Genomic DNA, 21,222 nt, shown 5'->3' with positions numbered 1-21,222 from the left:
AAGAGGAAAAAGAGAAAAGGGTTTTTTTATTTGCGTATAAAAAAAATGAAATTCTTGGGTTATGAATCCACACGTTCCACAGTAAAGGTAAGATTTTCCCTGGAAAGAATTCTGACAAAGTTTCCTTTAGGGATTTTAGAATCCTTAGAGATGGCGTCCCAAAGAGTTCCTTGGAAGCGGACTTTTCCCCCGTGCCTTTGGACTAAGATATCTGTTTCTACCGGAACTATTTGGTTCAGAAAATCATCCTGGATAAAAGGATCTACCGATGATTCTGATTTAAAAAAACGTCTGACAGCAGTCCCACCTATAAGGATGGAAACAAGGCTAGATACCACCCAAACCACTACTTGAGAGTAAAATTCCATCGGAACCAAACGAGCTAAAATTCCCGTAAATATGGCTCCAATTCCTAAAAACATGACAAAGGTTCCTGGTAAAAGGAATTCGGAAAAAAGTAATGTGATTCCAAGGAAAATCCATACATAGGGTGAGTTTGCAAAAATAAAATCCAAAGGGAACCTCTAAAGAAAAGGAACACCGGATTCTAATGTAAGGCAAGAAAAATAATACTTTGAATTCGAACGAAGGGTTAGAACTTGTCTTGTGTGAAACGAATTTTCCTTATCTTACTGGGAGTTTTTCTCATACTCCAGTTTTTTCCCATTGCAAGAACCAATCCACCCGTCACTTCGGAAATCCAAACCACTGCGGAAATCAAAGAAGTCCTCAAACGGAGTTGTTATGACTGCCATTCGAATGAAACGGTTTGGCCTACTTACTCCTATCTTTTTCCGGCTTCCCTCCTGATTTCACACCATGTAGAAGAAGGAAGAGAGGAATTGAATTTTTCTGAATTTGGACTTCTTGCTGAAAGAAAACAAAACAAAAAAATATACGAAGTTTGGGAACAAGTCGACGAAGGCGAGATGCCACCTAGAGATTATCTTTTATTGCATCCTAGTGCCAAGTTATCCGACAAGGACAAAGAGGTTTTGAAAGCTTGGGCGGATTTGTATAACAAGGAATCTGAATGAAAGAAAAAAAATTATGGGGTGGTCGATTTGACGCACCCCCATCCTCTCTTATGATTCGTATTGGGGAATCCATTAGTTTTGATAAAGAACTTTATTCCCACGACATAGAAGGTTCCATTTCTCATTCCCGAATGTTGAAACGCATTGGAATTTTATCAGAATCCGAACAACGAAAAATCGAAACAGGACTCATCCAAATCAAAAAGGAAATCGATTCTGGAAAGTTTGAATTTAAAATCGAAAATGAAGACATCCACATGTCTGTTGAGTCTCGCCTAACGGAACTTTTAGGAGATTTGGGAAAAAAACTCCACACGGGTCGCAGTCGTAACGACCAAGTTTCGCAAGACGTGCGTTTGTATATCAAATCGGAAGTGGAAGCCATTTTGGTTTTGCTCGCAGACTTACTATCAGCATGGATTGGAAAAGCGGAAGCTCATACCAAAACCATCATTCCTGGATACACCCATCTCCAGATCGCTCAACCGATAAGAGCCTCTCATTACTTTTTATCTCATTTTTGGGCCAACGTACGTGACTTTGAAGACTTTCTTGATGTGTATGAAAGGGCCGATGAATTAGTGTTAGGTTCTGGTGCTCTTGCAGGTGTCAATTATGCAACCGATAGGGAGTTTCTAAGGAAAGATCTGGCATTGTCCAGGATATCCGAAAACTCCATTGATGCCGTAAGTCAAAGGGACCATATCTTTAAATTTTTATTTGCCGCCTCTCAGTTTATGATCCATGTATCACGTTTTTGTGAAGAGATTATTCTTTATACATCCCAGGAGTTTAGTTATTTCAAACTCCCAGACCATCTCACCACCGGATCTTCCATTATGCCCCAGAAAAAAAATCCTGATGTTGCCGAGCTCATCCGTGGAAAAACAGGACGAGTGATAGGAAGTCTAACCCATCTACTGGTGATGGTAAAAGGAACCCCACTTTCGTATAACAGAGATTTTCAGGAAGATAAACTCCCGTTATTTGATACAGTCAAACAAATCAAGTTGAGTATCGAAGGGGTGCGCGACATGGTACTTGGAATCCAAGTGTTTCCAGAAAATGCACTACGTAGTCTGCGATTAGGATTTTCTACGGCAACTGATCTTGCCGATTGGCTAGTCAGTGCAAAAGGAATCCCTTTCCGCTCCGCTCATGAAATTGTCGGGGAACTTGTAAAACATTGTTCGGCTAAAGGTTATGATCTTTTCAACATTCCGAGTGGAGAGAGGGGCCAAATCCATGCTGTCCTCACGGATCCAGGATATGAGGCTGCTATTTCTCTCGAAACCTCTTGTGACAAAAAAGACGTGATGGGAGGAACTTCGTTTCTTCGTCAAAAAGAACAAATCAAACGTGCCAAAGCGAAGGTAAACGAATTGACCAAAAAGCTAAAATCGATAGAATCTAAAGGTAAAAAATAAATATGAATTCAAAGTTTTTAAACAAAGTCTCTTTCTTCGCATTTCTCTTTTTAGCTGTTTCGCAAACTATTTTTTGCAGTGACCAAAGATTCAAAAAAATCACTTACGAACCAGTTTCGTATTCTCCTTCTAAGGTGATTGTCAAACGTGTCGACCAAACCACGGTCAAACTTCCTGAGAAACCTGCCATTTATGCTGTGTTTTCTACAACCGCTGGTGATTTGGTTTTAGAACTATATGATACAGCAGCACCAAAAACAGTGCAGAACTTTATTGATCTCGCCCAAGGTGAAAAGGAATTTCAAACAGACAAAGGTTCCGAAAGACGACCGTTTTACGATGGCCTAAAATTTCACCGAGTCATTGAAAACTTTATGGCGCAAGGGGGATGTCCGAGAGGGGACGGAACTGGCGGGCCTGGATACCAAACCGAAGATGAAATCAATGGAAAAGCCCTGGGACTCGATAAACTCAAAATTAAAGATGCCCCGCAGTACCAAGCTCAATTACAACGTGCTGTACTTGCCGAATTCAAAATTCAATCTCGGGCTGAGTTCGAAGAAAAAAGAACCGAAGTGGAAAAGGCCTACCAAGAAGCTATGGAATTGCCGGTTTTAGAAGTTTTGCACCGAGTCGGTTACCGTTATAACGAAGCGCTTCCGAGTAAAAAAGCTTTGCGAGGATCTTTAGCCATGGCTAATGCAGGCCCCAATACCAATGGTTCGCAGTTTTTTATCAACCAAGTGGACACCCCTCATTTGGACGGCCTCCATACTGTATTTGGATTTTTAGTTTCTGGCTTTGATGTACTTGACCGAATCATTGAAAAAGGGAACCTTCAGACGACCATCCGAAAGGTTGTCATCATAGACAAACGACAATGAACTACTTAGAAGGCATCGAAGTCATCCAAAAATACACATCTGGTTCCTCCGTGGAACCGGTGTTAAAATTCATTATGACCGTTCCTCATAATGAAGAAGCATTTGCCAATGCCTTGGATGAGATTGGGGGAATCAATCGTTACCCAGATACCTTTGTCGGACTCCTAAGTTTTATCAGTTTTATCCTTGGTCAAAAATCCAAAATGAGCCAACTTTACGAAACTTCATTGGAAAGATATGAATCTTTAAATCAGGTAACTGCAAAACGCCGGCCGACCGAAGAAGAGTCCAAGATCAAACGAACGTTAACTGACTTTATTTTAAAAATCGAAAAGGTATTTGAAATCCAGGATCTCACCGACGAGAGTTTGGTAAAGGAACTCAATCGGTTTGTCTCCGAGGCCAACCTCTATGGAGTCACAGACAACGAGATCAAAAATCTGAAGGTTTCTTCTAAAACCGTGGCCCTCGTGGAACCCCATTTGGACAAACAAAGGGAAAACTACTACCAATACAAAAAACTAGGCAGTGTCATGACAAGGCTCATCCGAATCGCTGACTATATTTTGGCAGAAGCCAAAATGGGTGCCGGATAGGCCTTTTTATGTCCTAAAATTTCTTTCGGAAATCCCAATTACTGCCGAAATCTTAAAGTGTATGCGGTCTCTGCGAACATGTATCATTTTAGGAATTCTTTTGCCAAGTTCCCTATTTGCATTTCCTGATAGGGATGCTCGCGGAGAGCGAATAGACAACTTTGTCTCCTTACAGTCAAAGATCAATTTGTCTTTAACAAAACGAAGCTACCAGTCTGGCGAAAGAGTCCCTTTGACTTTTACCGTCACCAATACGGGAAAGGAAGTCGTTCGCATTTTCCCTTCCTTTGATTACCGTTATTCCTTCCAAATCATAGTCAAAGACGAAAATGATCGCATCCTCACTCCTATAGAAGATCCCGAATTTCCAGACCCTATCCTCAAACGTAGGACAACGATTGTGAATTTAGTGGGAGATGAGAACAAAGAAGTAAGTCTCCACCGGAATGAGTCTTTTTCAAAAACCATCTATTTAGATGAACATTATAGTTTTTTACCGGACCAGAAGTTCTACGTGACTGGTTACTTTTACCCCAATTATACTGAAGATAAATCGTCTTTCCTTCGATCGGGGAATACAGTCGGTTTTCTATTTCAGAATCCCAAGGCCGAGAGAAAGGAAACGGTCACTCGCCAGATCACCGAAAATGGTGGACTTTCACCAGAAGAGACCATCTTCCTTTTTCTGGGTGCGGAGATGAAAAAACATTGGGAATACCACTTTAAGTGGATCGATTTTTCGGAATACATCTTAGCGTATGATCGTTATAGTAGTGCCTATACCGAAGCCGGTGTGGGTGAGAGGGAAACCATCATCGAAGATTTTAAAGAGTATTTGACGGAGACACCCTCTGGCGTGTTAAAATACTTTAAGGTCATGAATGTGGACTATCCCTCCAAACGGGATGCAAGAGTTCAGGTCTATGTAGAAAGAATGATGGGTCGGTTCAAAACAAGGTACGAATATATATACACCTTGCGACAAGAAGAAGGAAGCCGAGTTGGATTTTGGCAGATTAAAAACTTACTCGTAAAGGTAAAAAAATGACGGAAATCCTTTCCCAAGACGAAATTGATGCCCTGTTAAACGCCATCTCCTCTGGGGAAGTCTCCGAGGATGAATACTCGTCGGTTGGAGAACAAAAGAAAGTCAAAATCTACGACTTCAAACGTCCGGATAAATTTTCAAAAGACCAAATCCGCACGCTTCAGATGATGCATGAGACCTTTGCCCGTTTGGCAACCACGGGTCTCTCGGCACAGCTTCGCGCCCTGGTTGTGGTGCACGTGGCCTCGGTGGACCAGTTAACCTACGAAGAATTCATTCGTTCGATTCCGAATCCAACAACGCTTGCCGTAATCAATATGGATCCCCTTCGTGGGTCTGCGATTTTAGAAATTGACCCTTCCATTTCCTTTACGATCATTGATCGTCTGTTTGGTGGTAAAGGGGAATCTTCTAAGGTAAACCGAGAACTTTCTGATATCGAACTTTCGGTAATGGAAGGAATTATTGTAAGGATTCTTGGAAACCTACGAGAGTCTTGGTCTACGGTAATTGACTTACGCCCAAGACTAGGAAACATTGAAACAAACCCACAGTTCGCCCAAGTCGTTCCTCCCAATGACATGGTGGTATTAATTACTCTCGAAACCAAAGTGGGGGAAGTGGAAGGGATGACGAACCTTTGTATTCCCTACATCACCATTGAACCGATCATTAACAAACTTTCTGCCCAGTACTGGTATTCCTCGATTCGTAAAGGGGAAGTAGACGAAAACCGTGCCGTCATCCAAGAACGACTCGACCAAGTCAAAATCCCTTTGATTTCGGAAGTGGGAAGTGTGGACATCTCTCTCAATGACCTAATGAACTTGCATGTAGGGGATGTGATCAAACTTGAAAACACACCGATAAAAACCGACCTTATGGTAAAGGTGGGAGACCGCAGTAAGTTCAAAGCCACACCAGGAAGAGTGGGAAACCGTCTCGCCATCCAAATTGGGGATAGCATCGAGGACATTCCTGACGAACTCCTTGGGTCCACACGTTCGGAACAAGAATACTGATCTTTTTCGCTAAACAGTCTTTATGCGAATCAAGGATTCTTTGAAATTTCCTGCTTCTTTGTTTTTGATTTTGGTTTACCTTTTGTCTTCTTTGGCAATCGAACCCAATCCGAAGCGGAAGGCGGGAGACCGAAAATCCAAACCGTCTAAGATTCGCCAAACCATTGTTTTATCCATCGATGGATTCCCGGCTTACTACTGGTCTGATCCCAAATACCATTCTTATTTCCCACATTTGGCAGAAATTTTTCGAGAATATGGCGCACGTGAGATTGCCACTGTCAATCCGTCCGTGACTTACCCGGCTCATACTTCTATGGTGACAGGCCTTGATCCGGCAGAACATGGAATTTATAATAATACCTTAGCTGACCCTTTTGAGAAAAATGATGGAGGATGGATGTGGTATGCCGAAGACATCAAAGTTCCCACCCTCTGGGATTTGGCAAAAGCGAATCGGAAAACCACAGCCAATGTATTTTGGCCAGTGACTGTGGGGGCAAGTATTGATTGGAACCTTCCCCAATACTGGAGAAAAAAAATCCCTGAAGATGACAAACTCCTTCGGGTTCTTTCCACAAAGGATTTGCATAGAGAAGCAGAACTTGCCGTCGGATCTCCGTTGAACGATCTAGCCAAAGATGAAATCAAATTAAAAACAGCAACCTGGCTTTTTTCAAAGAAAAAACCCGATCTTATGTTTGTTTATACCACGGATTTGGATACAAACCACCACGGCTTTGGGCCTGGGTCGGAAAAAGCATTGCAGCGATTGGTGGAGATAGACAAATCCATTTATGAATTTTTGCAATCCGTTGGTGCCTTTTCTCCAAAAGGGCCAGCAGTGGTGATTGTTTCTGATCACGGTTTTCATTCGGCAGACTCTGTTTGTGCACCGAATGTGATTTTGAAACAAAAGGGTTATATCAATGACGAAGCTGGCACCTACCAGCTAACCTTTAAAAGTTCTGGGGGAACTGCTCTCCTTCTTGCGTCACCTAACACTGTGATTCCTGTGCAAGATCTCCAAAAGATCACTTCTGAAATTGTCGAGGTTTGTCCTGGTACTGAGTGGGTATTGGCAACTCCCGCAACTTCAAGTCAGCCAACTCAAACAGGACAAGCAGTGACTATTCCTAATGATAACAATTCAATCCAATCAAAAATCCATCCTACTGCCTTGGGTGTCCTTCGCACAACTGAAAAGTTGTTCATTAGTGGCACAAGAAAGGGAGAGGTGTTTACCAAATCACAAACACCGATTCACGGGCATGGGTATTGGAATGCAAACCCAGAAATGAAAACCATTGGTTTCGTTTACGATCCACGTGGAAAGATGCATTCCTTCCAATCCGTCAAAGATGTATTTGGGATCGTGAAAGATCTCTCCGGGATCAAAGAAAAGAAAACCAAAGGGCCTCGTGTTTCCACAAAGCCCTGATAGCAACTGGTAGCGATTCTATAGAAACCGGTTCTGATTATTTTTTTAGCAACTTGAGAATGGCTTCTCCCACTGCCTTTGCTGATTGTGGGTTTTGTCCCGTCACCAGTCTTTCATCGACTTCTACATGACTACTCCAAGGTGCTGATTTCGAATACTTTCCCCCTGCAGCGATCAATTGGTTTTCCAAAAGAAAAGGAACCACTCCTTCCAGTTTTACAATTTCTTCTTCTTCATTAGAAAAACCATTCACTCGTTTTCCTGCGATGAGTTTCGATCCATTGGAAAGTTTCACATTCACAAGAGCCGAAGGTCCGTGGCATACCGCTCCCACAATCCCACCCGATTCGTAGATGGTTTTTGTAAGTTCTTGTAACTCGGCATTGTCTGGAAAGTCCCACATGGTTCCATGACCGCCCGCAAAGTAGATGGCTTCATATTCACTTGGATTGATCTCTTTCGGTTTTTTTGTGTGGATTCGTTTTTCTTGGTAAATGGGGTGGTTCCAAAATTCTTTGTTAGCCGAATCTTCCAAATCAAACCCGTCGACTGGAGGTTCTCCGCCTTTAGGACTAATAAAATCCATCTCCACACCAGCATCGTGAAGCACCTTCCAAGGGTGAGATACCTCTCCCAGATGGTAACCGGTGGAACCCGCATTTCCTTTTTCCCCATGACTTGTTAATACAAATAATACTTTTTTCATCTTTTCCTCTGATTGAATTGAATCCTATGATTAAGAAATCTTTCCTCTATCGTTTTTTAGACAAGAGAAAGTTATTATTAGAATAATGATGGAGATTATTGCTTGGTATTAAAATATTAATATCAGAATGAATCCCATCGAACTTTATCAAAGTTTCTATTGTATCTATCGAGAGCGAAACTTAACAAAAGCAGGAAAACTCCTTGGATTATCGCAGCCGGCCCTTAGTTTGCATTTACAATCTCTCGAACGACATCGAAAGGAAGTGTTGTTCCTCCGAACCTCTCGGGATCTGATTCCAACAGACGCAGCAAAACGTTTGTATGTTCAGATTGCAGGTCCCATTGAAGAACTGGAACGAATGGAAGGACAAATCCACCCAAAAGAAAAGCCGAAAAAACTTAGGATTGGTTCTGCTAAAGAGTGGTTTCAGGAAAAAATTTTACCCAATCTATCCAAAACGGGTTTGAGTTTTCATGTGCAATATGGCTATCCTTCGAACCTTTTAGATGCATTGAGCAACCGAGAAATAGATCTTGCTATTTCCAATCAAAAGTTAAATTTTCCTGGAATTAGTTTTGAAGAGTTATATACGGAAACATTTGTTTTTGTAGCTTCCGAAAAAATTAGTTTAGATCCAAATTTTCCATTTAGGGGAAATCTGAAACCAAAGCCTGAACTTATGAAACAATGGATGGAAGAACAACATTGGTTCGTTTATAGCGAAGACTTTGCAATTGTTAGGCGATTTTGGAAGGTAAATTTTGACTCACGTCCCCAACTAAAAACTTATTCGGTTCTTCCGAACCTTCACGATATTAAAACAGCATTGCAAATGGGTTGGGGAGTCTCTATACTGCCTAGCTATTTACTGGGCAAAAAAGCATCATTGTATACCAATGAAAGAGAGTGTAAAGGTTTTCAAAATCAATTGTATTTGGCTTACAGAGTTGGGGAAAGGCCGTCTTTGGAAGATCAGATCCAAAGACTTATGGATTGGGTTAAAACTTAATCCTAATTTTTTTTCCAGTGAATGCATTCGCCTGGACACTCATCCATTTCCTTCTGCACTTTTTTTTCGTCTTCGTCAGGGATCATCGCATCATTGATGGCTGCACCTGCAATATGAGTTTGGGATACGTCGTCCTCATCCATCATAAAATACTTTGGCATATTATCTGCACATTGGTTGCAAGAAGTACAATTGTCTTTATCTACATAAGCCTTTCTCATGTTTTCTCCTCAGTAGTAAGTTTATAATATAAAATAATTGATACGAAAAAAATGGTAACTGCATTGGCGAGAATGATTGGGAAATCCGACCGCAATACTCCATATACAAACCACAAAAGAACACCTAAAAAAAACATAATGTACATATTGCGACTGATGTCTCTGGTTTGTTTAGTCATGACAACCCTTAACACTTGAGGTAGAAAGGAAACTGTGGTTAAAAATGCAGCAATATAGCCAATTAGGTTTTCCATTTAGGCTTTATACTCTCGCTTCACAATTGTCTTCACACCACCCCGAACGTTGTAATCACCCACCACTTTCACATAGAGGGGATCTACTGCCGATACGAAGTCCTCCAAAATTTTGTTCACTACATTTTCGTGGAATATTCCCACATTCCGATAGGACATCATGTATTCTTTGAGCGATTTCAACTCAACGCAGCGCTCTCTTGGGATGTATTCGATAAAAATGGATCCAAAGTCGGGAAGGCCTGTTTTGGGGCAAACAGCAGTAAATTCCGGGATAGTAAATTCTATATTATATTCTTTTCCGGCATAAACATTGGCAAACCATTCCATTTCCGGGGTTTTCCAGGACGGGATATGGTCTTGTTTGTCCTCGTAAGAAGATTCTGATTTTTTTTCCGACATTTGTTTACCCCGACAATTGCAAAATTATTTTGGAATCATCCCATGAAAAGTGATAAAAAAATTGCAGTCGTCGATTTCGGCGGTCAATACGCTCACCTCATCGCTTCCCGAATTAGAAGGCTTGGAGCCTATACGGAAATCCTTTCCAATGAAGAACCATTGTCTGTTTATGAGTCCTATGCTGGAATCATTCTATCAGGAGGTCCGAGCAGTGTTTATGAAAAAGGTGCACCACTCCTACCAGAAGGTTTTTTTAAAACATCAGTTCCCATTCTGGGAATTTGTTATGGCCACCAACTATTGATGAAAGCTCTCGGCGGTGAGGTTGTTTCTTCCAATTCTAAAGAATACGGTCCAGCCATTTTAGAAATTCAAAACCCTAATTCACTGCTTTCAAAGTCGCTTTCTCCAAAAACAAAAGTTTGGATGAGCCATGGGGATGAAGTCGTTCGAATGCCCGAGGGATTTAAAATTGTTGCTTCATCAGGTAATTGTCGTTATGCGTTTGTTTCTAATGAGTCCAAAAAACAATTTGGAATCCAATTCCATCCAGAAGTCACTCACTCGGAAGAGGGGGAGGTTTTACTGCGGAACTTTGTGAATCTTTGTGGGGCTGGCTCGAGTTGGAGTATCTCACAATTTTTAGAAGAACAAATCTCTGAATTACAAAAAAAAGTCCCTGTTGGTAAAAATGTATTTTTATTAGTTTCCGGTGGAGTGGATTCTTCTGTTGCTTATTTGCTTTTGGCAAAAGCTCTTGGAAAGGACCGAGTCAAAGGCCTACTTGTTGATACGGGTTTTATGCGTAAAAATGAAGTGAAAGACTTAATGGACAATTTACACCATGTAGGTTTTGATCTCACCATTTGGGATGAGAGTGCCGTTTTCTATCGTCATTTAGAAAACGAATTTGATCCTGAGAAAAAAAGGCGTATAGTGGGAGATCTTTTTTTAGAAGCACAAAGCAAAGCAACCGATTCCCTAGGTTTGGATTCCGAACACTGGCTTCTTGGCCAAGGAACCATTTATCCTGATACCATTGAATCTGGTGGAACTAAACATTCTCATAAAATAAAAACCCATCACAACCGCGTGCCTCAAATAGAAAAACTCATTCAAGAAGGCAAGATAGTAGAACCAATTGCTGACTTGTATAAGGATGAAGTAAGGGAACTCGGTAGGCTTTTAGGACTGCCGGAGCGTTGGATTGAAAGACATCCCTTTCCAGGGCCAGGACTTGTAGTGCGAATGATTGCGAGTCCCGAAACCCATCCACCCAAGATTGATTTTTCTGATTTGGGTCTTGGTGCAAAGAAAGCAGAAGTCAAAATTTTACCGATTCTTTCGGTGGGAGTACAAGGGGACCAAAGAAGTTATGCTCACTGCGCGGTTTTAAATGATTTTACAACCAACTGGAACGAGTTAGACAAATCAGCGGTTGAAATTACAAACTTTAAACGTGAAATCAATCGAGTAGTTTTTGCCCCTGGAATTTCTACTTTTTCTGGTCCTTTTCATTATACCAAACTGAGTTTAGATAAAGTGCATTCGGATATTTTACGAGATGCCGATGCCATTGTGAACCGAATCCTTTATGATGAATCCATCCACAATTCGATTTGGCAAATGCCAGTGGTGCTTGTTCCTGTAGGTCTGCGTGAAAATTCTTATGGAGTGGTGCTGCGCCCGGTAGAATCTACAGAAGCTATGACCGCCAATTTTTATGAGATGGATCGTAGAATTTTAGATCGCATCACCAAAGAATTGTTAGCATTACCGCAAATCTCTTTGGTGTTATATGATCTCACTCACAAACCACCTGGAACGATAGAATGGGAGTAGGTGGATTTTAGTTTCAAAATACTTGCGCGATTAAGGTAATAAAAGCCAAAGGAGAGCCATTCCGCCCATAGCAAATTCTGGAAGTTTTCGTCTTAAAAAACTCTGGTTTTCTGGGTTTTCCTTTGGTTCTTCTGATTTTGCCACGTCTGTCTTTGTTTCTTCTTTTGTATCTTTGGATGAAAATAGAGAACCAAAAAATCCTGGTTTTGTTTCCTCTTTCGGTGCTTCCCAAACTACAGGAAGGGAGACCACTTCCACTGCATTCTTTTTATATGCTTGTTTGGTGCCATCTTTCGATTCTACTAAAACATAATTGGCAGTCGGAGAGGAAGTTTTGACGTTTTCCAAAACCTCTTTCGTTGCTTTCACAGTCACTGTGTCTGCATAAGAAACTTGAGATACAATTGATAGAATGGATACAGATAGTAAGGTCTTTACGTTCATATAGACAGCGCATCCTCTAGAAAACGGGATGCAATTTGAATTTTCCTTGAATTGTTACAATCTGATGAAAAGTGAAAACAGTTTCCATTTGACACCAGGCCTTCCTATTTTAGCCTATCCAAAGTCACGATTGGCGTCGTGGCCAAGTGGTAAGGCATGGCTCTGCAAAAGCTTGATCGCCGGTTCGAATCCGGCCGACGCCTAGTCACGGAACATTCGCCTGGATGGTGGAATTGGTAGACACACAGGACTTAAAATCCTGTGGGAGTAATCCCGTGCGGGTTCGATTCCCGCTCCAGGTATAATCGAACGATTGCGAGTCAAAAAAAACGTAGCGACCCATAGGGAGCGTACACGTTTTTTCCGATGGCAGGATGCCTGAGGTGACGAGCAAGACGGGCTGAGATCGAGAGGCCACGATGGCCGAAGATCGAAGCGATTCCCGCGGACCTTATTCATCATACAAAACTAAAATCAACATCTCTTCCGACCCCGCGCAGGCTTTATAGAAGCCGGAGGCGAAGTTGGCCGTAAGGCCAAGGGTGGATGGAGCGTGAAGCCATTTTTCTGAGGACAGGATGTCCGAAGTCGCGAGTAGGACGGGCTTTAGATCGAAAGGCCAGGATGGCCGAAGATCGAAGCGATTCCCGCCATTATATTTATTATCAGACTTAAAATATCGACTTTCTAAAAAATAAATAAATTTTGGCAGTTATTACTTTTTATCAGGTGAATTAGCTATTCCAATTCACTTTTTTGGTTCAAAAAGTAGCTTCCATATATACCAAATCGATTGCCCAAAATTTGAAATTAACTGTTCTCCCTGTCTCTGGAACGATTTGTTCCAATCAATGCCAGCAAGTTTTAAAGCATCTTCTATTTTTGAACTAGTTGGGTGAGCATCTCCAATGCGCATATCGTAAGTACCGACGATTGCAGCAAAAACAAGGCGAGCTTTATCCGATCCGGTTTTTTCGGTCAGAATATCCTGAAGTAGCTTGTTCGAGCCAAGTTTCTCCTTTTCTGGATTAACCGAAATCTTACGTAACTCGCGCACATTCAGTCGATCAGAGAAGACTCGCACAAGCTCTTTTGCTAATCTAAGCAATGACTTGAGGTCTTTACTGACGAAACGAGAGATGTTTTGCATAGTTGAGGTATCGTCTATGTCATGTGTAAATAGAGCAATATTATATTCGTGTTTAAAACTCTCCTCTATTATTCTCATGCACTTGAACAGTAGCACTTCTGCAGCTTTAGTAGATACTTGTTGAGATTTTACTTGAGATGCTAATAACTCAAATGAAACCTTCCCTTCTGGCACAACGTTATGTGCAAACCAAATATGTTGTTCCCATACGTTTAAGCAAGCAATGTCATAAGCATAGACTGTAATAAGATCCATAGAGTTTATCCCAAAATGAGTTGTATAACCTGAAGTAGACTTTATATAACCTGTCTCTGCCGTATACCAACCAAGTGAAAATCCACGAAAACCGAGAAGCTCATTAATCACACTAGAGTGGAACCATAACCATCGGCCAATATCTTCATTCTTTAATTCGGAAGACGAAATACGTGTTCCATCGGTCTCCACAATGAATTGGGGGAGAGAATTATCCTCGTCTCCTCTAATACGCATACTCTGACCCTGGTGATCAATCCATTCGTCTCTCCAAAATTCGCCCTCTACGCGTGTTCCCTCAAAACCATGCCGATATCCTTCGGAACTTTCAGAGTCTGTATTATCATCATTTTCGGGTTCCATTATTGGATTGTCATCATCTTCATCAATATCAGTTCGCCAAACACGAAGTGATGCCCAACTCCCGCCATAGATATCTTCTAGTCTGCGGATCAGTATTTGAAATCTCCCTCCGTCTCGCTGTTCTTCTTTATTTGATAGGTTTGAATAGATACTGCCTTCAAGTGAAACTACATTTTCTACTCTTTGGCGATAGTAAGAGAGGCGAAGTGAAAGGTTTCTTGCGGCCAAATAATCGAGGAGAAACTCTCGTTTGATCTCGATAAGGCAGTGATTTCCTTTTTCATCAAAAACTTCTCGAGCAACTATAACAAAATTTTCTTCTGGCCTTACCCAATTTGTTCCTTCCTTTATCAGATGAAGAGCAACAATTATATCCGGATTTAGTATCCACAGCCTTCTACCGATTACTGGTTGATTTTGTTCAAAAATTAGATGTAATCCGATTGGTTGTTTGTCATTATATTGATATTGGTCAATGGGAGAATAGTAACCGTCCTCGTAAGCATAAGGATTGGTACTGAGGCAAATTCCAATGTCTTGCCAGCTTAGTTGTTCTGCAATTTCTCGATATTCAGGAAGAAACGCAACAGACCCGCATCCAAAAAATTCGTTAACATAGCCTACTTTTTGAATGTTGCCGTGACTTTCATTACGGATTGCCCTTAAGGGAACCCATGTTGATCGAGAGAAAGTCCGTCGAGTTTCTTTTTTTTGGGTAATCCAGTCTTGGTTCATATTTAATCATTTCCCATTTTTATAAATAGCTTAAATATATTTTATGTTAGTTGTTTTCTCTTGTTTCTCTGTAAACTTAAAGGATTAAATACTGTTAAATTGTCTGGTATTACATAATATAACTCTTTCTATTTCCCATTCACTGACAATTTCCAGAAATGCTAATCACAGGAAGAAATGGTTTCTCTCTCTTCCAAGAAAATAAAAATCCAAAATCAATGAACTCTACATCGGAACCTATAAAGTCTTTAGGGTTTACTTGGATCGTTACCAGCTTTCCTGTATTTCGGATGGTCTCCTTTTTCACAATTCTTTCTGGCTGCACTCGGTATTCTTTGTCTTGGTCAAAGCTTTCTCGTTTCCTTGTCTCAAGAACTAAAGAGTCAGGGAATTCTCCCTCGGGTATTTCTTCCCAATGGATTTGGAACTGAATTGGTTTTTCTCGCACTTGGGCCTTGGTATCAAAGTTTAGATCGTGATCCAAACAACCGGAAAGTTTGAAATACATTTCCTTCGTTCCTAAAGGAAGGACAACTGGGCCTTTGGCATTGATGGCGGACTGGCCGAGAGCGGCAGGGAAGTTATTTTCTGTGCGAACTCTGTGAATGAATAAATCTTTTGCCGAAGTTTTGGTTAAGTAAAGAGCACCCAGACTCGAAAGTAAAATCCAAAAGAGTAAGAGTCCATAAACTTTGTTTAAGTTCTTTTTCGTTGCTGTTTTGTTTAGTGTGTCACTTTGGAGTTTAGGTTTCGGAAGTAGGCATAAAATTCCAAGAAAAGGAAAAAGAACTTCATCATCTAACAAAAAACATTGGAAACTACCGGCAAAAACAATCGCAAAAAAACCTAAATAGAAAAGGGTATATCTCGGAACTTGTAATATGTTTTTTGTGACCAAGTATAAAAAACTAAGAAAAGAAAATATGCCTAGAACCCCTCCCAAAATCCAGAAATGCAAAAAGTCAAAATGGGCATGAGACTTGGGTGTGATGGATAAATCATAATACAATTCGGGAAGTTCTCGAACGAGGGGAATCGCCTTTAGAGTAAATTCCACAGGATAATTGCCACTTCCAATCCCGAATAAAAATGAATCCTTAAGAACGGCAAAATTCATTTTATGAATCCAGACTCTTTGGTTCTCTAACGATCGTTTAGCGAATAAATCATCAATGGCTCTTTGGAATAACCAATTGTTTTGGTAGAGTAGAAAGAAAAGTAAAATGAATCCAAGGAGGCCAAGTCCCATCCAAGGAAAGTATTTTTTAATAGAAAACTTTTTTTGAAGAGAAAGAAGAAGAATACCAAACAATAACCCAAACCAAATCGATCGGCTTTGGTTGAGAAAGAGAATTACAAACCCAAAAAAAGACAAACCAAGAAGGGAGGCAAAATGGATTTTATATTGGGATTTCCTTCGAACCAATCTTTGCATCCGAAAGGTTTTCTCCCAGAGAGAAGGTAAATACAGGGCAAGTAAACCCCCATATGTTAGGTGGGTACTTTGAAATCCAATGGGCAAATGAAGGGGAATTCCCATAAGACTTGCTAACTGGTGGGGAAGACGGCGACCTTCTAGGTATTGAAATCCATCCATCACAAAGGGAGCTAATCTATAAGGAGAAAGTAGGGAGAGAATTCCTGAGACTATGAGAAAAACGGCTCCGATGCTAACAGCTCGTTTTAAGGATTTTTTTTCGGACCTCGAGAGGCGGAAATGGTGTAAGAGTAAAAACCCCATCCATACATCCCCAAATTCCGATTTCAAAAGGATGCGTTTCCAATGTTCAATATCCCAAGCGAAAAGGGGGGTGAGTAAAAAACTCAAATAGAGAAGGATCCAAAAAAGAAACAGGGATTCTAGTTTGGGAAATTTTCTTTGAAAGATATGGTCCAAAAACAAAAAGAAAAGTGATGTCCCGGCAAAAATTTGGGAAAGGCTAATCGAAAACGGAGAAAGAACAAAGAATAGGTATAGAAAAACAACGGAAATCTTATGAAATGTTTCTTTCCCAATCATATTTGGTTCTAAGAATAGGTTTTAACTCGTATGGAAGGCAAGAGAAAAAGAAAATTGTCGGTGGCCATCATCACCTTCAATGAAGAAAAAAATATTGGAGATTGTATTCGGTCCATCGAATCCGTAGCGGATGAAATTATCGTTTTAGATTCCTTGAGTACCGACCGTACAAAAGAAATCGCAACTTCCTTTTCTAAAGTAAAATTCTATGAGTCTCCATTCCCTGGTCATGTAGAGCAGAAGAACAAAGCCATTGGTTTTTGTTCCAATGATTGGATTTTCTCCCTCGATGCCGATGAACGTGCAGACAAAACCCTTGTCCATTCGATTGAAGCTTTTTTAGAATCCGAAGTCACTACTGTCGATGGATATAAAATTGCAAGACTAACGTATCATTTGGGTCGATGGATTCGCCACAGTGGATGGTATCCTCTCCGTAGGTTTCGGTTGTTTCAAAGAAATGCAGCAACTTGGGTCGGTGAAAATCCTCACGATTACATCGAATTAAAACCAGGTTCCGTTGGTAAAGTGATGAAAGGAGATATCCTTCATTATAGTTTTACAGATTTTAGTCACCAGATTACTACGATCAATCAGTTCTCAAGTATTGTTGCATACACTCGTTATGCGAAAGGCGAAAGATTTTCACTTTCCAAAACAATTTTTAAACCCTTCGGCAAGTTTATAGAAATCTATGTTTTTAAATTCGGATTTTTAGATGGAATTCCTGGACTTTGGATTGCCATTGCCTCTGCATTTTCCACATTCCTTAAATTTGCAAAATTGTATGAACTGGATCGCAAGCAGATAGAACGACCGTCCAATATAAGAAAAGAGTATGGCAAAAACTAAAAAAAAATCCCAAGGGAGTTGGTTCGCGCGTATTTTGTCTTTTTTTGGATCCAAAAGGAATACAAAAGAAGAAGACCCTGGAAAAAGAAAAAAAGAACCCAAAACATTTGCACTCGAATGGGCTTTGGCAATCGAGAATTGGAAAAAGAAACTCCGAACAAAACAGGTAGCAACGGGTGTAGTTTTAGAAACACCCAAGTTTCGCTTAACAAAAACAAACGATAAATTGTTTCGAGCAGAGGGTGAAAACTATAGCTTAATTTTAGTCACGGGGAACCATTTGTACAAAAATAAAGAGGACAAGTGGGCTGGGGTCTTATTTGTAGATGAAGGTGAATTAAACAAAAATCTTGCTAAAGACCTATCAGGCGTTGATAGTTTACTCACCGCACTTTCTATACCAAAAACTGATTTATTTTTAGATGCGGATGCGCCGAAGGAAGATTGGCGGGTCGTCCTCACTTGGGAACGATTTTGGAAAGAACAATTGGTTTTACAAATGAAACCGAATTCTATGGCTTTAGTAATGCTTGCCATTGGTGAAGAATGTCGATTTTTTTTCGAATCCGTTGCCACGGAAAGACAGAAACGATTAGTAAGAGATGAATTTTTTTATTTGAATTTGGGAAATGCGAACGAGAACAATCCCTATTCCAAAGCCAAAAACCTATTTGGATTCGCGACAGCCCTTCTCGAATTTGGAAATACCATAAGTAATATAAAAGAAAGGATGGAAAAGGAAGAAAACCATGGATCATAAATCACTCATCCAAACACAAATCGAAGATTCGATTGCCGTAAAACAACAATTATTGCCAGTCCTTTTGCCTTCCATTGAATCGGCTGGAAAACTGCTAGTAGAGTCTTTAAAACAAAACGGGTTATTATACTTTTGTGGGAATGGTGGATCTAGTTGTGATGCATCGCATATTGCAGCAGAGCTTGTAGTTCGTTATAAATCGGGAAATGAAAGAAAGGCCATTCCTGCCCTTGCTCTCAATAGTGACCAAGCGGTTCTTACCGCTTGTTCCAATGATTATGGTTATGAGTATGTCTTTCAAAGACAGGTCCAAGCTTTTGGAAAACCAACGGACGTTTTTGTTGGCCTAACCACTTCTGGGAATTCGCAAAACATCATTTTGGCGGTAGAAGAGGCCAGAAAAATTGGAATGAAGGTTGTCCTTTTGCTAGGTGGTGATGGCGGAAAACTAAAAGGCAAAGGGGACGTGGAAATCATTGTTCCTTCCAAAATCACAGCCCGGATTCAAGAATGCCATATCCTCATCGGCCATATTCTTTGTAGCATTATCGAAAAGGAATTGTTTGACCTCGATTGACCTCATTGCTGTCCAAATTAGAAATGCTACCATTGAAACCAGTGATGGGCAAAAAATTTGGAATGGAATCTCCTTAGTGATTCGGAAGGGGATTGTCCACGGCATTATTGGTGAATCTGGATCAGGAAAATCTACACTTGGATTTTCTTTGTTTGGAATGGTTCCGAAAGGTTGTCATTTGTCTTACGAAATCTTTAATGTATTAGGCGAAGATGTTCTGAGTAAAAATTTCGGTTCTAAATTATTCATGGTGCCCCAAAATCCCAATGGGGCCTTCCATCCCTTCCGAACTATAGAAGCACAAATCAAAGACTTTTTTAAACTATCGGGACTTGGCTCTATATCTTATGAATCTTTGTTTTTGATTTGGGACCAGTTGTCGATTCCTAGAAGCCACTGGAAGGAATATGCACGGACACTGTCTGGTGGAGAAAAACAGAGAATCCTCCTGTCTTTAGCTTTTTTGCGAAAGCCTGAAATTTTAGTATTGGATGAACCGACGACAGGCCTTGATGCGTTTTCTGAAAAAATTGTCTTGGAAACAGTGCAAAACCTTGCAAAAATGGGGATGACCGTTGTTTTTATTACACACGAGCTGCGGATCGTCGAAAGTCTGGCATCCCAAGTTACGATAATGAAACAAGGGGAAGTTGTAGAAACCATTTCGGTTCTAAACCACAACCTGGAGCCAAAAACAGAATATGGAAAACAACTTAAGGAAGCTTCGCTACTTTTTCAGTAATTGGACTTTTCTGTTCCTTGTTTTAACACCGACGGTTCTTTCCTCTGATCCCGGATTCAAACTTCGTTATGTGGATTCAGGTTCCTATCCAGAAGTTAAAGTCCGATTTCACTCTAATGCTTCCTTTGATTCCAAAGGATTTGTCCTTTCCGAACAATTGAATTCCAATGTGCGGCTTACTGAATCCTTTCGCTTTGAAAAGACTGACGTAAAAAATCCAGTCCACCTCTATATATCAATTCCAAGTTATAGGAATGCTGAGGATAGGCGTTGGATCATCCAATTGGCAAACCAGTTGGTTAAGGTTGGTGAACAAAGTGGAGGAACTTCCAAGTTACAGATTCAGTCTGATGAGAACAAACATTCCTTCGAACGAATCCGTTCCAATGTTTTAGATATTTCTTTTCCATTTCCTAAAGTGCCTGCTCCAAACTATCCGATTCGGAATTGGGAGAATTTCCTTGAAGGCATTCCCAAAAACCAGTCCTCCGAAGACCATATCCTCGTCTTCGTCAGTTTTGCCCCTGAATGGCAGGATCGTTTTGAAATCCCAGAATTAGCAAAACGAATTCGAGATAAGAACTTGCAGCTAATCGTACTTGCGCCTAGCTCTTTGGAAGCCACAAAACTTGCTAGTTATGCGAATGGGAGGCACTATCCTATTTCAAAATCGGATAGTTATTCTGATTTGTTTTCCTATTTACGTGCTCTCGGTCATGAAGATTATGAATTGGTTTATACTTCGCCATGGAAACTTTCACGATGGAAAACTAACTTTATCTCGGGTGGACTTGTTTCAGTAGATCAGGCCATTCGGTTTGAATTCCAATATGAACTTTCTTTTTTCCGATCTTTATACTTACAATTATCAGATCCCTTATTCTTTTTTCCTGTGAGTTTTTTTCTCATTTTTCTTTGTTTGGCGGCGTTGTATTATTTACGTGGGTATGAAGAACCAAGTAGAAGTTTGGTGTCTGTAACCAATATTGAGTCTGAATTTTCGGAACGAAAAGAAGAACTCCAAGTTTACGACCGGATGTATGGCGAGACAATGGAAAAAGCCGCTAGGGACCGTGAGATTGCGTTAGCCATTGCAGAAAAGGCGACTCTTCCTGGAGCATCATATTCCTACGGTGTTCTCATGGTTAGAGACGGAAATCATTACCCTGACCAATTCCCACTACAGTTTGACGAAGTGACTATTGGAAGTTGGGAATCAAATCATCTTGTCCTTTTGGACCCTACTGTTGCTGGGCTTCACGCTAAGATAAAAAACAGAAAAGGAAAGCATATATTGTTTGATTGTGTATCACAAACAGGTGTATACTTAAACGGCAAAAAGTTACTTCGTCCCAAGGTTCTTCATAATTTGGACGAGATTCAAATTGGCAAAACGATCCTGTCGTTTCGGGGAAGGTAGAAATATGATTCG

22 protein-coding genes and 2 tRNA genes are annotated in these 21,222 nt (G+C 40.6%); 16 read left to right on the top strand and 8 right to left on the bottom strand.

Annotated elements, in window-relative coordinates:
* Positions 1-59 precede the first annotated feature (59 nt).
* Positions 60-515, bottom strand: a complete 456-nt coding sequence (locus LEP1GSC195_RS06295) for an NfeD family protein (protein ID WP_015681843.1) — start codon at positions 513-515, stop codon at positions 60-62.
* Positions 516-608: 93 nt separating this feature from the next.
* On the opposite strand from LEP1GSC195_RS06295, the gene LEP1GSC195_RS06290 reads away from it, so the two are divergent.
* From LEP1GSC195_RS06290 to LEP1GSC195_RS06260, 7 genes are all read left to right on the top strand, one after another.
* Positions 609-1,037: a heme-binding domain-containing protein gene (locus LEP1GSC195_RS06290; RefSeq protein WP_040506499.1), complete on the top strand. Its 429-nt coding sequence runs from the start codon at positions 609-611 to the stop codon at positions 1,035-1,037.
* On the top strand, positions 1,034-2,464 hold the full coding sequence (gene argH / locus LEP1GSC195_RS06285) for an argininosuccinate lyase (RefSeq protein ID WP_015680534.1): 1,431 nt from the start codon (positions 1,034-1,036) through the stop codon (positions 2,462-2,464). Before LEP1GSC195_RS06290 ends, argH begins: the two co-directional genes overlap by 4 nt.
* A 2-nt stretch (positions 2,465-2,466) precedes the next feature.
* Positions 2,467-3,348, top strand: a complete 882-nt coding sequence (locus LEP1GSC195_RS06280) for a peptidylprolyl isomerase (RefSeq protein ID WP_015682726.1) — start codon at positions 2,467-2,469, stop codon at positions 3,346-3,348.
* The gene (locus LEP1GSC195_RS06275) at positions 3,345-3,944 is read left to right on the top strand and encodes a hypothetical protein (RefSeq protein WP_015682234.1); all 600 of its coding nucleotides are present in this window, start codon (positions 3,345-3,347) and stop codon (positions 3,942-3,944) included. Before LEP1GSC195_RS06280 ends, LEP1GSC195_RS06275 begins: the two co-directional genes overlap by 4 nt.
* A 61-nt stretch (positions 3,945-4,005) precedes the next feature.
* Positions 4,006-4,992: a hypothetical protein gene (locus LEP1GSC195_RS06270; protein ID WP_040506498.1), complete on the top strand. Its 987-nt coding sequence runs from the start codon at positions 4,006-4,008 to the stop codon at positions 4,990-4,992.
* On the top strand, positions 4,989-6,014 hold the full coding sequence (fliM, locus tag LEP1GSC195_RS06265; RefSeq protein ID WP_002974265.1) for a flagellar motor switch protein FliM: 1,026 nt from the start codon (positions 4,989-4,991) through the stop codon (positions 6,012-6,014). Before LEP1GSC195_RS06270 ends, fliM begins: the two co-directional genes overlap by 4 nt.
* A gap of 22 nt (positions 6,015-6,036) precedes the next feature.
* Positions 6,037-7,455 (top strand): alkaline phosphatase family protein, encoded by a 1,419-nt coding sequence (locus LEP1GSC195_RS06260; RefSeq protein WP_015680746.1) that lies wholly within the window; start codon positions 6,037-6,039, stop codon positions 7,453-7,455.
* Between the two features lie 37 nt (positions 7,456-7,492).
* On the opposite strand, the gene LEP1GSC195_RS06255 is transcribed toward LEP1GSC195_RS06260, so the two are convergent.
* Positions 7,493-8,161, bottom strand: coding sequence for a type 1 glutamine amidotransferase domain-containing protein (locus LEP1GSC195_RS06255; RefSeq protein WP_015681974.1), 669 nt, complete (start codon positions 8,159-8,161; stop codon positions 7,493-7,495).
* Between the two features lie 127 nt (positions 8,162-8,288).
* Here LEP1GSC195_RS06255 and LEP1GSC195_RS06250 point away from each other — a divergent pair, with 127 nt between their 5' ends.
* Positions 8,289-9,173, top strand: a complete 885-nt coding sequence (locus LEP1GSC195_RS06250; protein WP_015682058.1) for a LysR family transcriptional regulator — start codon at positions 8,289-8,291, stop codon at positions 9,171-9,173.
* Positions 9,174-9,175: 2 nt separating this feature from the next.
* On the opposite strand, the gene LEP1GSC195_RS06245 is transcribed toward LEP1GSC195_RS06250, so the two are convergent.
* From LEP1GSC195_RS06245 to queF, 3 genes are read right to left on the bottom strand one after another with little or no spacing between them, the layout of a single operon-like run.
* On the bottom strand, positions 9,176-9,394 hold the full coding sequence (locus LEP1GSC195_RS06245) for a ferredoxin (protein WP_015681547.1): 219 nt from the start codon (positions 9,392-9,394) through the stop codon (positions 9,176-9,178).
* Positions 9,391-9,648, bottom strand: coding sequence for a SemiSWEET transporter (locus LEP1GSC195_RS06240; RefSeq protein WP_040506496.1), 258 nt, complete (start codon positions 9,646-9,648; stop codon positions 9,391-9,393). Before LEP1GSC195_RS06240 ends, LEP1GSC195_RS06245 begins: the two co-directional genes overlap by 4 nt.
* Positions 9,649-10,050: a preQ(1) synthase gene (queF, locus tag LEP1GSC195_RS06235; RefSeq protein ID WP_015682279.1), complete on the bottom strand. Its 402-nt coding sequence runs from the start codon at positions 10,048-10,050 to the stop codon at positions 9,649-9,651. It lies immediately after the preceding gene.
* A gap of 42 nt (positions 10,051-10,092) precedes the next feature.
* On the opposite strand from queF, the gene guaA reads away from it, so the two are divergent.
* A complete protein-coding gene (gene guaA / locus LEP1GSC195_RS06230) occupies positions 10,093-11,892 on the top strand; it encodes a glutamine-hydrolyzing GMP synthase (RefSeq protein WP_015682431.1) in 1,800 nt (599 codons plus the stop codon).
* A gap of 30 nt (positions 11,893-11,922) precedes the next feature.
* Here the strand turns inward: guaA and LEP1GSC195_RS06225 are convergent, their stop codons facing one another.
* The gene (locus LEP1GSC195_RS06225) at positions 11,923-12,336 is read right to left on the bottom strand and encodes an LIMLP_04285 family protein (RefSeq protein WP_015681759.1); all 414 of its coding nucleotides are present in this window, start codon (positions 12,334-12,336) and stop codon (positions 11,923-11,925) included.
* A 132-nt stretch (positions 12,337-12,468) separates the two neighbouring features.
* Between LEP1GSC195_RS06225 and LEP1GSC195_RS06220 the strand changes: the two genes are divergently transcribed.
* Both LEP1GSC195_RS06220 and LEP1GSC195_RS06215 read left to right on the top strand, forming a co-directional pair.
* Positions 12,469-12,539: transfer RNA gene (locus tag LEP1GSC195_RS06220), tRNA-Cys, on the top strand.
* Between the two features lie 15 nt (positions 12,540-12,554).
* Positions 12,555-12,638, top strand: a tRNA-Leu gene (locus LEP1GSC195_RS06215).
* Positions 12,639-13,084: 446 nt separating this feature from the next.
* Here LEP1GSC195_RS06215 and LEP1GSC195_RS06210 read toward each other — a convergent pair.
* Together LEP1GSC195_RS06210 and LEP1GSC195_RS06205 are read right to left on the bottom strand one after the other, a co-directional pair.
* Positions 13,085-14,839, bottom strand: coding sequence for a hypothetical protein (locus LEP1GSC195_RS06210; protein WP_015682553.1), 1,755 nt, complete (start codon positions 14,837-14,839; stop codon positions 13,085-13,087).
* Between the two features lie 139 nt (positions 14,840-14,978).
* Positions 14,979-16,859, bottom strand: a complete 1,881-nt coding sequence (locus tag LEP1GSC195_RS06205) for an O-antigen ligase family protein (protein ID WP_015681870.1) — start codon at positions 16,857-16,859, stop codon at positions 14,979-14,981.
* Between the two features lie 30 nt (positions 16,860-16,889).
* Here LEP1GSC195_RS06205 and LEP1GSC195_RS06200 point away from each other — a divergent pair, with 30 nt between their 5' ends.
* From LEP1GSC195_RS06200 to LEP1GSC195_RS06180, 5 genes are read left to right on the top strand one after another with little or no spacing between them, the layout of a single operon-like run.
* Positions 16,890-17,711 (top strand): glycosyltransferase family 2 protein, encoded by an 822-nt coding sequence (locus LEP1GSC195_RS06200; protein ID WP_015681527.1) that lies wholly within the window; start codon positions 16,890-16,892, stop codon positions 17,709-17,711.
* The gene (locus LEP1GSC195_RS06195; protein WP_015680897.1) at positions 17,698-18,471 is read left to right on the top strand and encodes an LBBP_01157 family protein; all 774 of its coding nucleotides are present in this window, start codon (positions 17,698-17,700) and stop codon (positions 18,469-18,471) included. The genes LEP1GSC195_RS06200 and LEP1GSC195_RS06195 overlap by 14 nt, the downstream gene beginning before the upstream one ends.
* Positions 18,461-19,048, top strand: a complete 588-nt coding sequence (locus LEP1GSC195_RS06190; RefSeq protein ID WP_015682453.1) for an SIS domain-containing protein — start codon at positions 18,461-18,463, stop codon at positions 19,046-19,048. The genes LEP1GSC195_RS06195 and LEP1GSC195_RS06190 overlap by 11 nt, the downstream gene beginning before the upstream one ends.
* Positions 19,035-19,790: an ATP-binding cassette domain-containing protein gene (locus tag LEP1GSC195_RS06185; protein WP_015681934.1), complete on the top strand. Its 756-nt coding sequence runs from the start codon at positions 19,035-19,037 to the stop codon at positions 19,788-19,790. The genes LEP1GSC195_RS06190 and LEP1GSC195_RS06185 overlap by 14 nt, the downstream gene beginning before the upstream one ends.
* A complete protein-coding gene (locus tag LEP1GSC195_RS06180) occupies positions 19,750-21,210 on the top strand; it encodes an FHA domain-containing protein (RefSeq protein WP_015681007.1) in 1,461 nt (486 codons plus the stop codon). The genes LEP1GSC195_RS06185 and LEP1GSC195_RS06180 overlap by 41 nt, the downstream gene beginning before the upstream one ends.
* Positions 21,211-21,222 lie beyond the last annotated feature (12 nt).

It is taken from the genome of Leptospira wolbachii serovar Codice str. CDC (genome assembly GCF_000332515.2).
Taxonomy (GTDB): Bacteria; Spirochaetota; Leptospiria; order Leptospirales; family Leptospiraceae; genus Leptospira_A; species Leptospira_A wolbachii.
The sequence above is the reverse complement of the archived record's forward strand: the minus strand, read 5'-3'. Positions and strand labels throughout refer to the sequence as shown.

Excerpts from the sequence above, each read along its gene's own strand:
- LEP1GSC195_RS06270 (WP_040506498.1), top strand. The coding sequence starts at position 4,006 with ATGCGGTCTCTGCGAACATGTATCATTTTAGGAATTCTTTTGCCAAGT.
- LEP1GSC195_RS06245 (WP_015681547.1), bottom strand. The coding sequence starts at position 9,394 with ATGAGAAAGGCTTATGTAGATAAAGACAATTGTACTTCTTGCAACCAA.
- LEP1GSC195_RS06180 (WP_015681007.1), top strand. The coding sequence starts at position 19,750 with ATGGAAAACAACTTAAGGAAGCTTCGCTACTTTTTCAGTAATTGGACT.
- LEP1GSC195_RS06255 (WP_015681974.1), bottom strand. The coding sequence starts at position 8,161 with ATGAAAAAAGTATTATTTGTATTAACAAGTCATGGGGAAAAAGGAAAT.
- fliM (WP_002974265.1), top strand. The coding sequence starts at position 4,989 with ATGACGGAAATCCTTTCCCAAGACGAAATTGATGCCCTGTTAAACGCC.
- guaA (WP_015682431.1), top strand. The coding sequence starts at position 10,093 with ATGAAAAGTGATAAAAAAATTGCAGTCGTCGATTTCGGCGGTCAATAC.
- queF (WP_015682279.1), bottom strand. The coding sequence starts at position 10,050 with ATGTCGGAAAAAAAATCAGAATCTTCTTACGAGGACAAACAAGACCAT.
- LEP1GSC195_RS06275 (WP_015682234.1), top strand. The coding sequence starts at position 3,345 with ATGAACTACTTAGAAGGCATCGAAGTCATCCAAAAATACACATCTGGT.
- LEP1GSC195_RS06225 (WP_015681759.1), bottom strand. The coding sequence starts at position 12,336 with ATGAACGTAAAGACCTTACTATCTGTATCCATTCTATCAATTGTATCT.
- LEP1GSC195_RS06190 (WP_015682453.1), top strand. The coding sequence starts at position 18,461 with ATGGATCATAAATCACTCATCCAAACACAAATCGAAGATTCGATTGCC.
- LEP1GSC195_RS06250 (WP_015682058.1), top strand. The coding sequence starts at position 8,289 with ATGAATCCCATCGAACTTTATCAAAGTTTCTATTGTATCTATCGAGAG.
- LEP1GSC195_RS06240 (WP_040506496.1), bottom strand. The coding sequence starts at position 9,648 with ATGGAAAACCTAATTGGCTATATTGCTGCATTTTTAACCACAGTTTCC.
- LEP1GSC195_RS06260 (WP_015680746.1), top strand. The coding sequence starts at position 6,037 with ATGCGAATCAAGGATTCTTTGAAATTTCCTGCTTCTTTGTTTTTGATT.
- LEP1GSC195_RS06200 (WP_015681527.1), top strand. The coding sequence starts at position 16,890 with ATGGAAGGCAAGAGAAAAAGAAAATTGTCGGTGGCCATCATCACCTTC.
- LEP1GSC195_RS06210 (WP_015682553.1), bottom strand. The coding sequence starts at position 14,839 with ATGAACCAAGACTGGATTACCCAAAAAAAAGAAACTCGACGGACTTTC.
- LEP1GSC195_RS06205 (WP_015681870.1), bottom strand. The coding sequence starts at position 16,859 with ATGATTGGGAAAGAAACATTTCATAAGATTTCCGTTGTTTTTCTATAC.
- argH (WP_015680534.1), top strand. The coding sequence starts at position 1,034 with ATGAAAGAAAAAAAATTATGGGGTGGTCGATTTGACGCACCCCCATCC.
- LEP1GSC195_RS06195 (WP_015680897.1), top strand. The coding sequence starts at position 17,698 with ATGGCAAAAACTAAAAAAAAATCCCAAGGGAGTTGGTTCGCGCGTATT.
- LEP1GSC195_RS06280 (WP_015682726.1), top strand. The coding sequence starts at position 2,467 with ATGAATTCAAAGTTTTTAAACAAAGTCTCTTTCTTCGCATTTCTCTTT.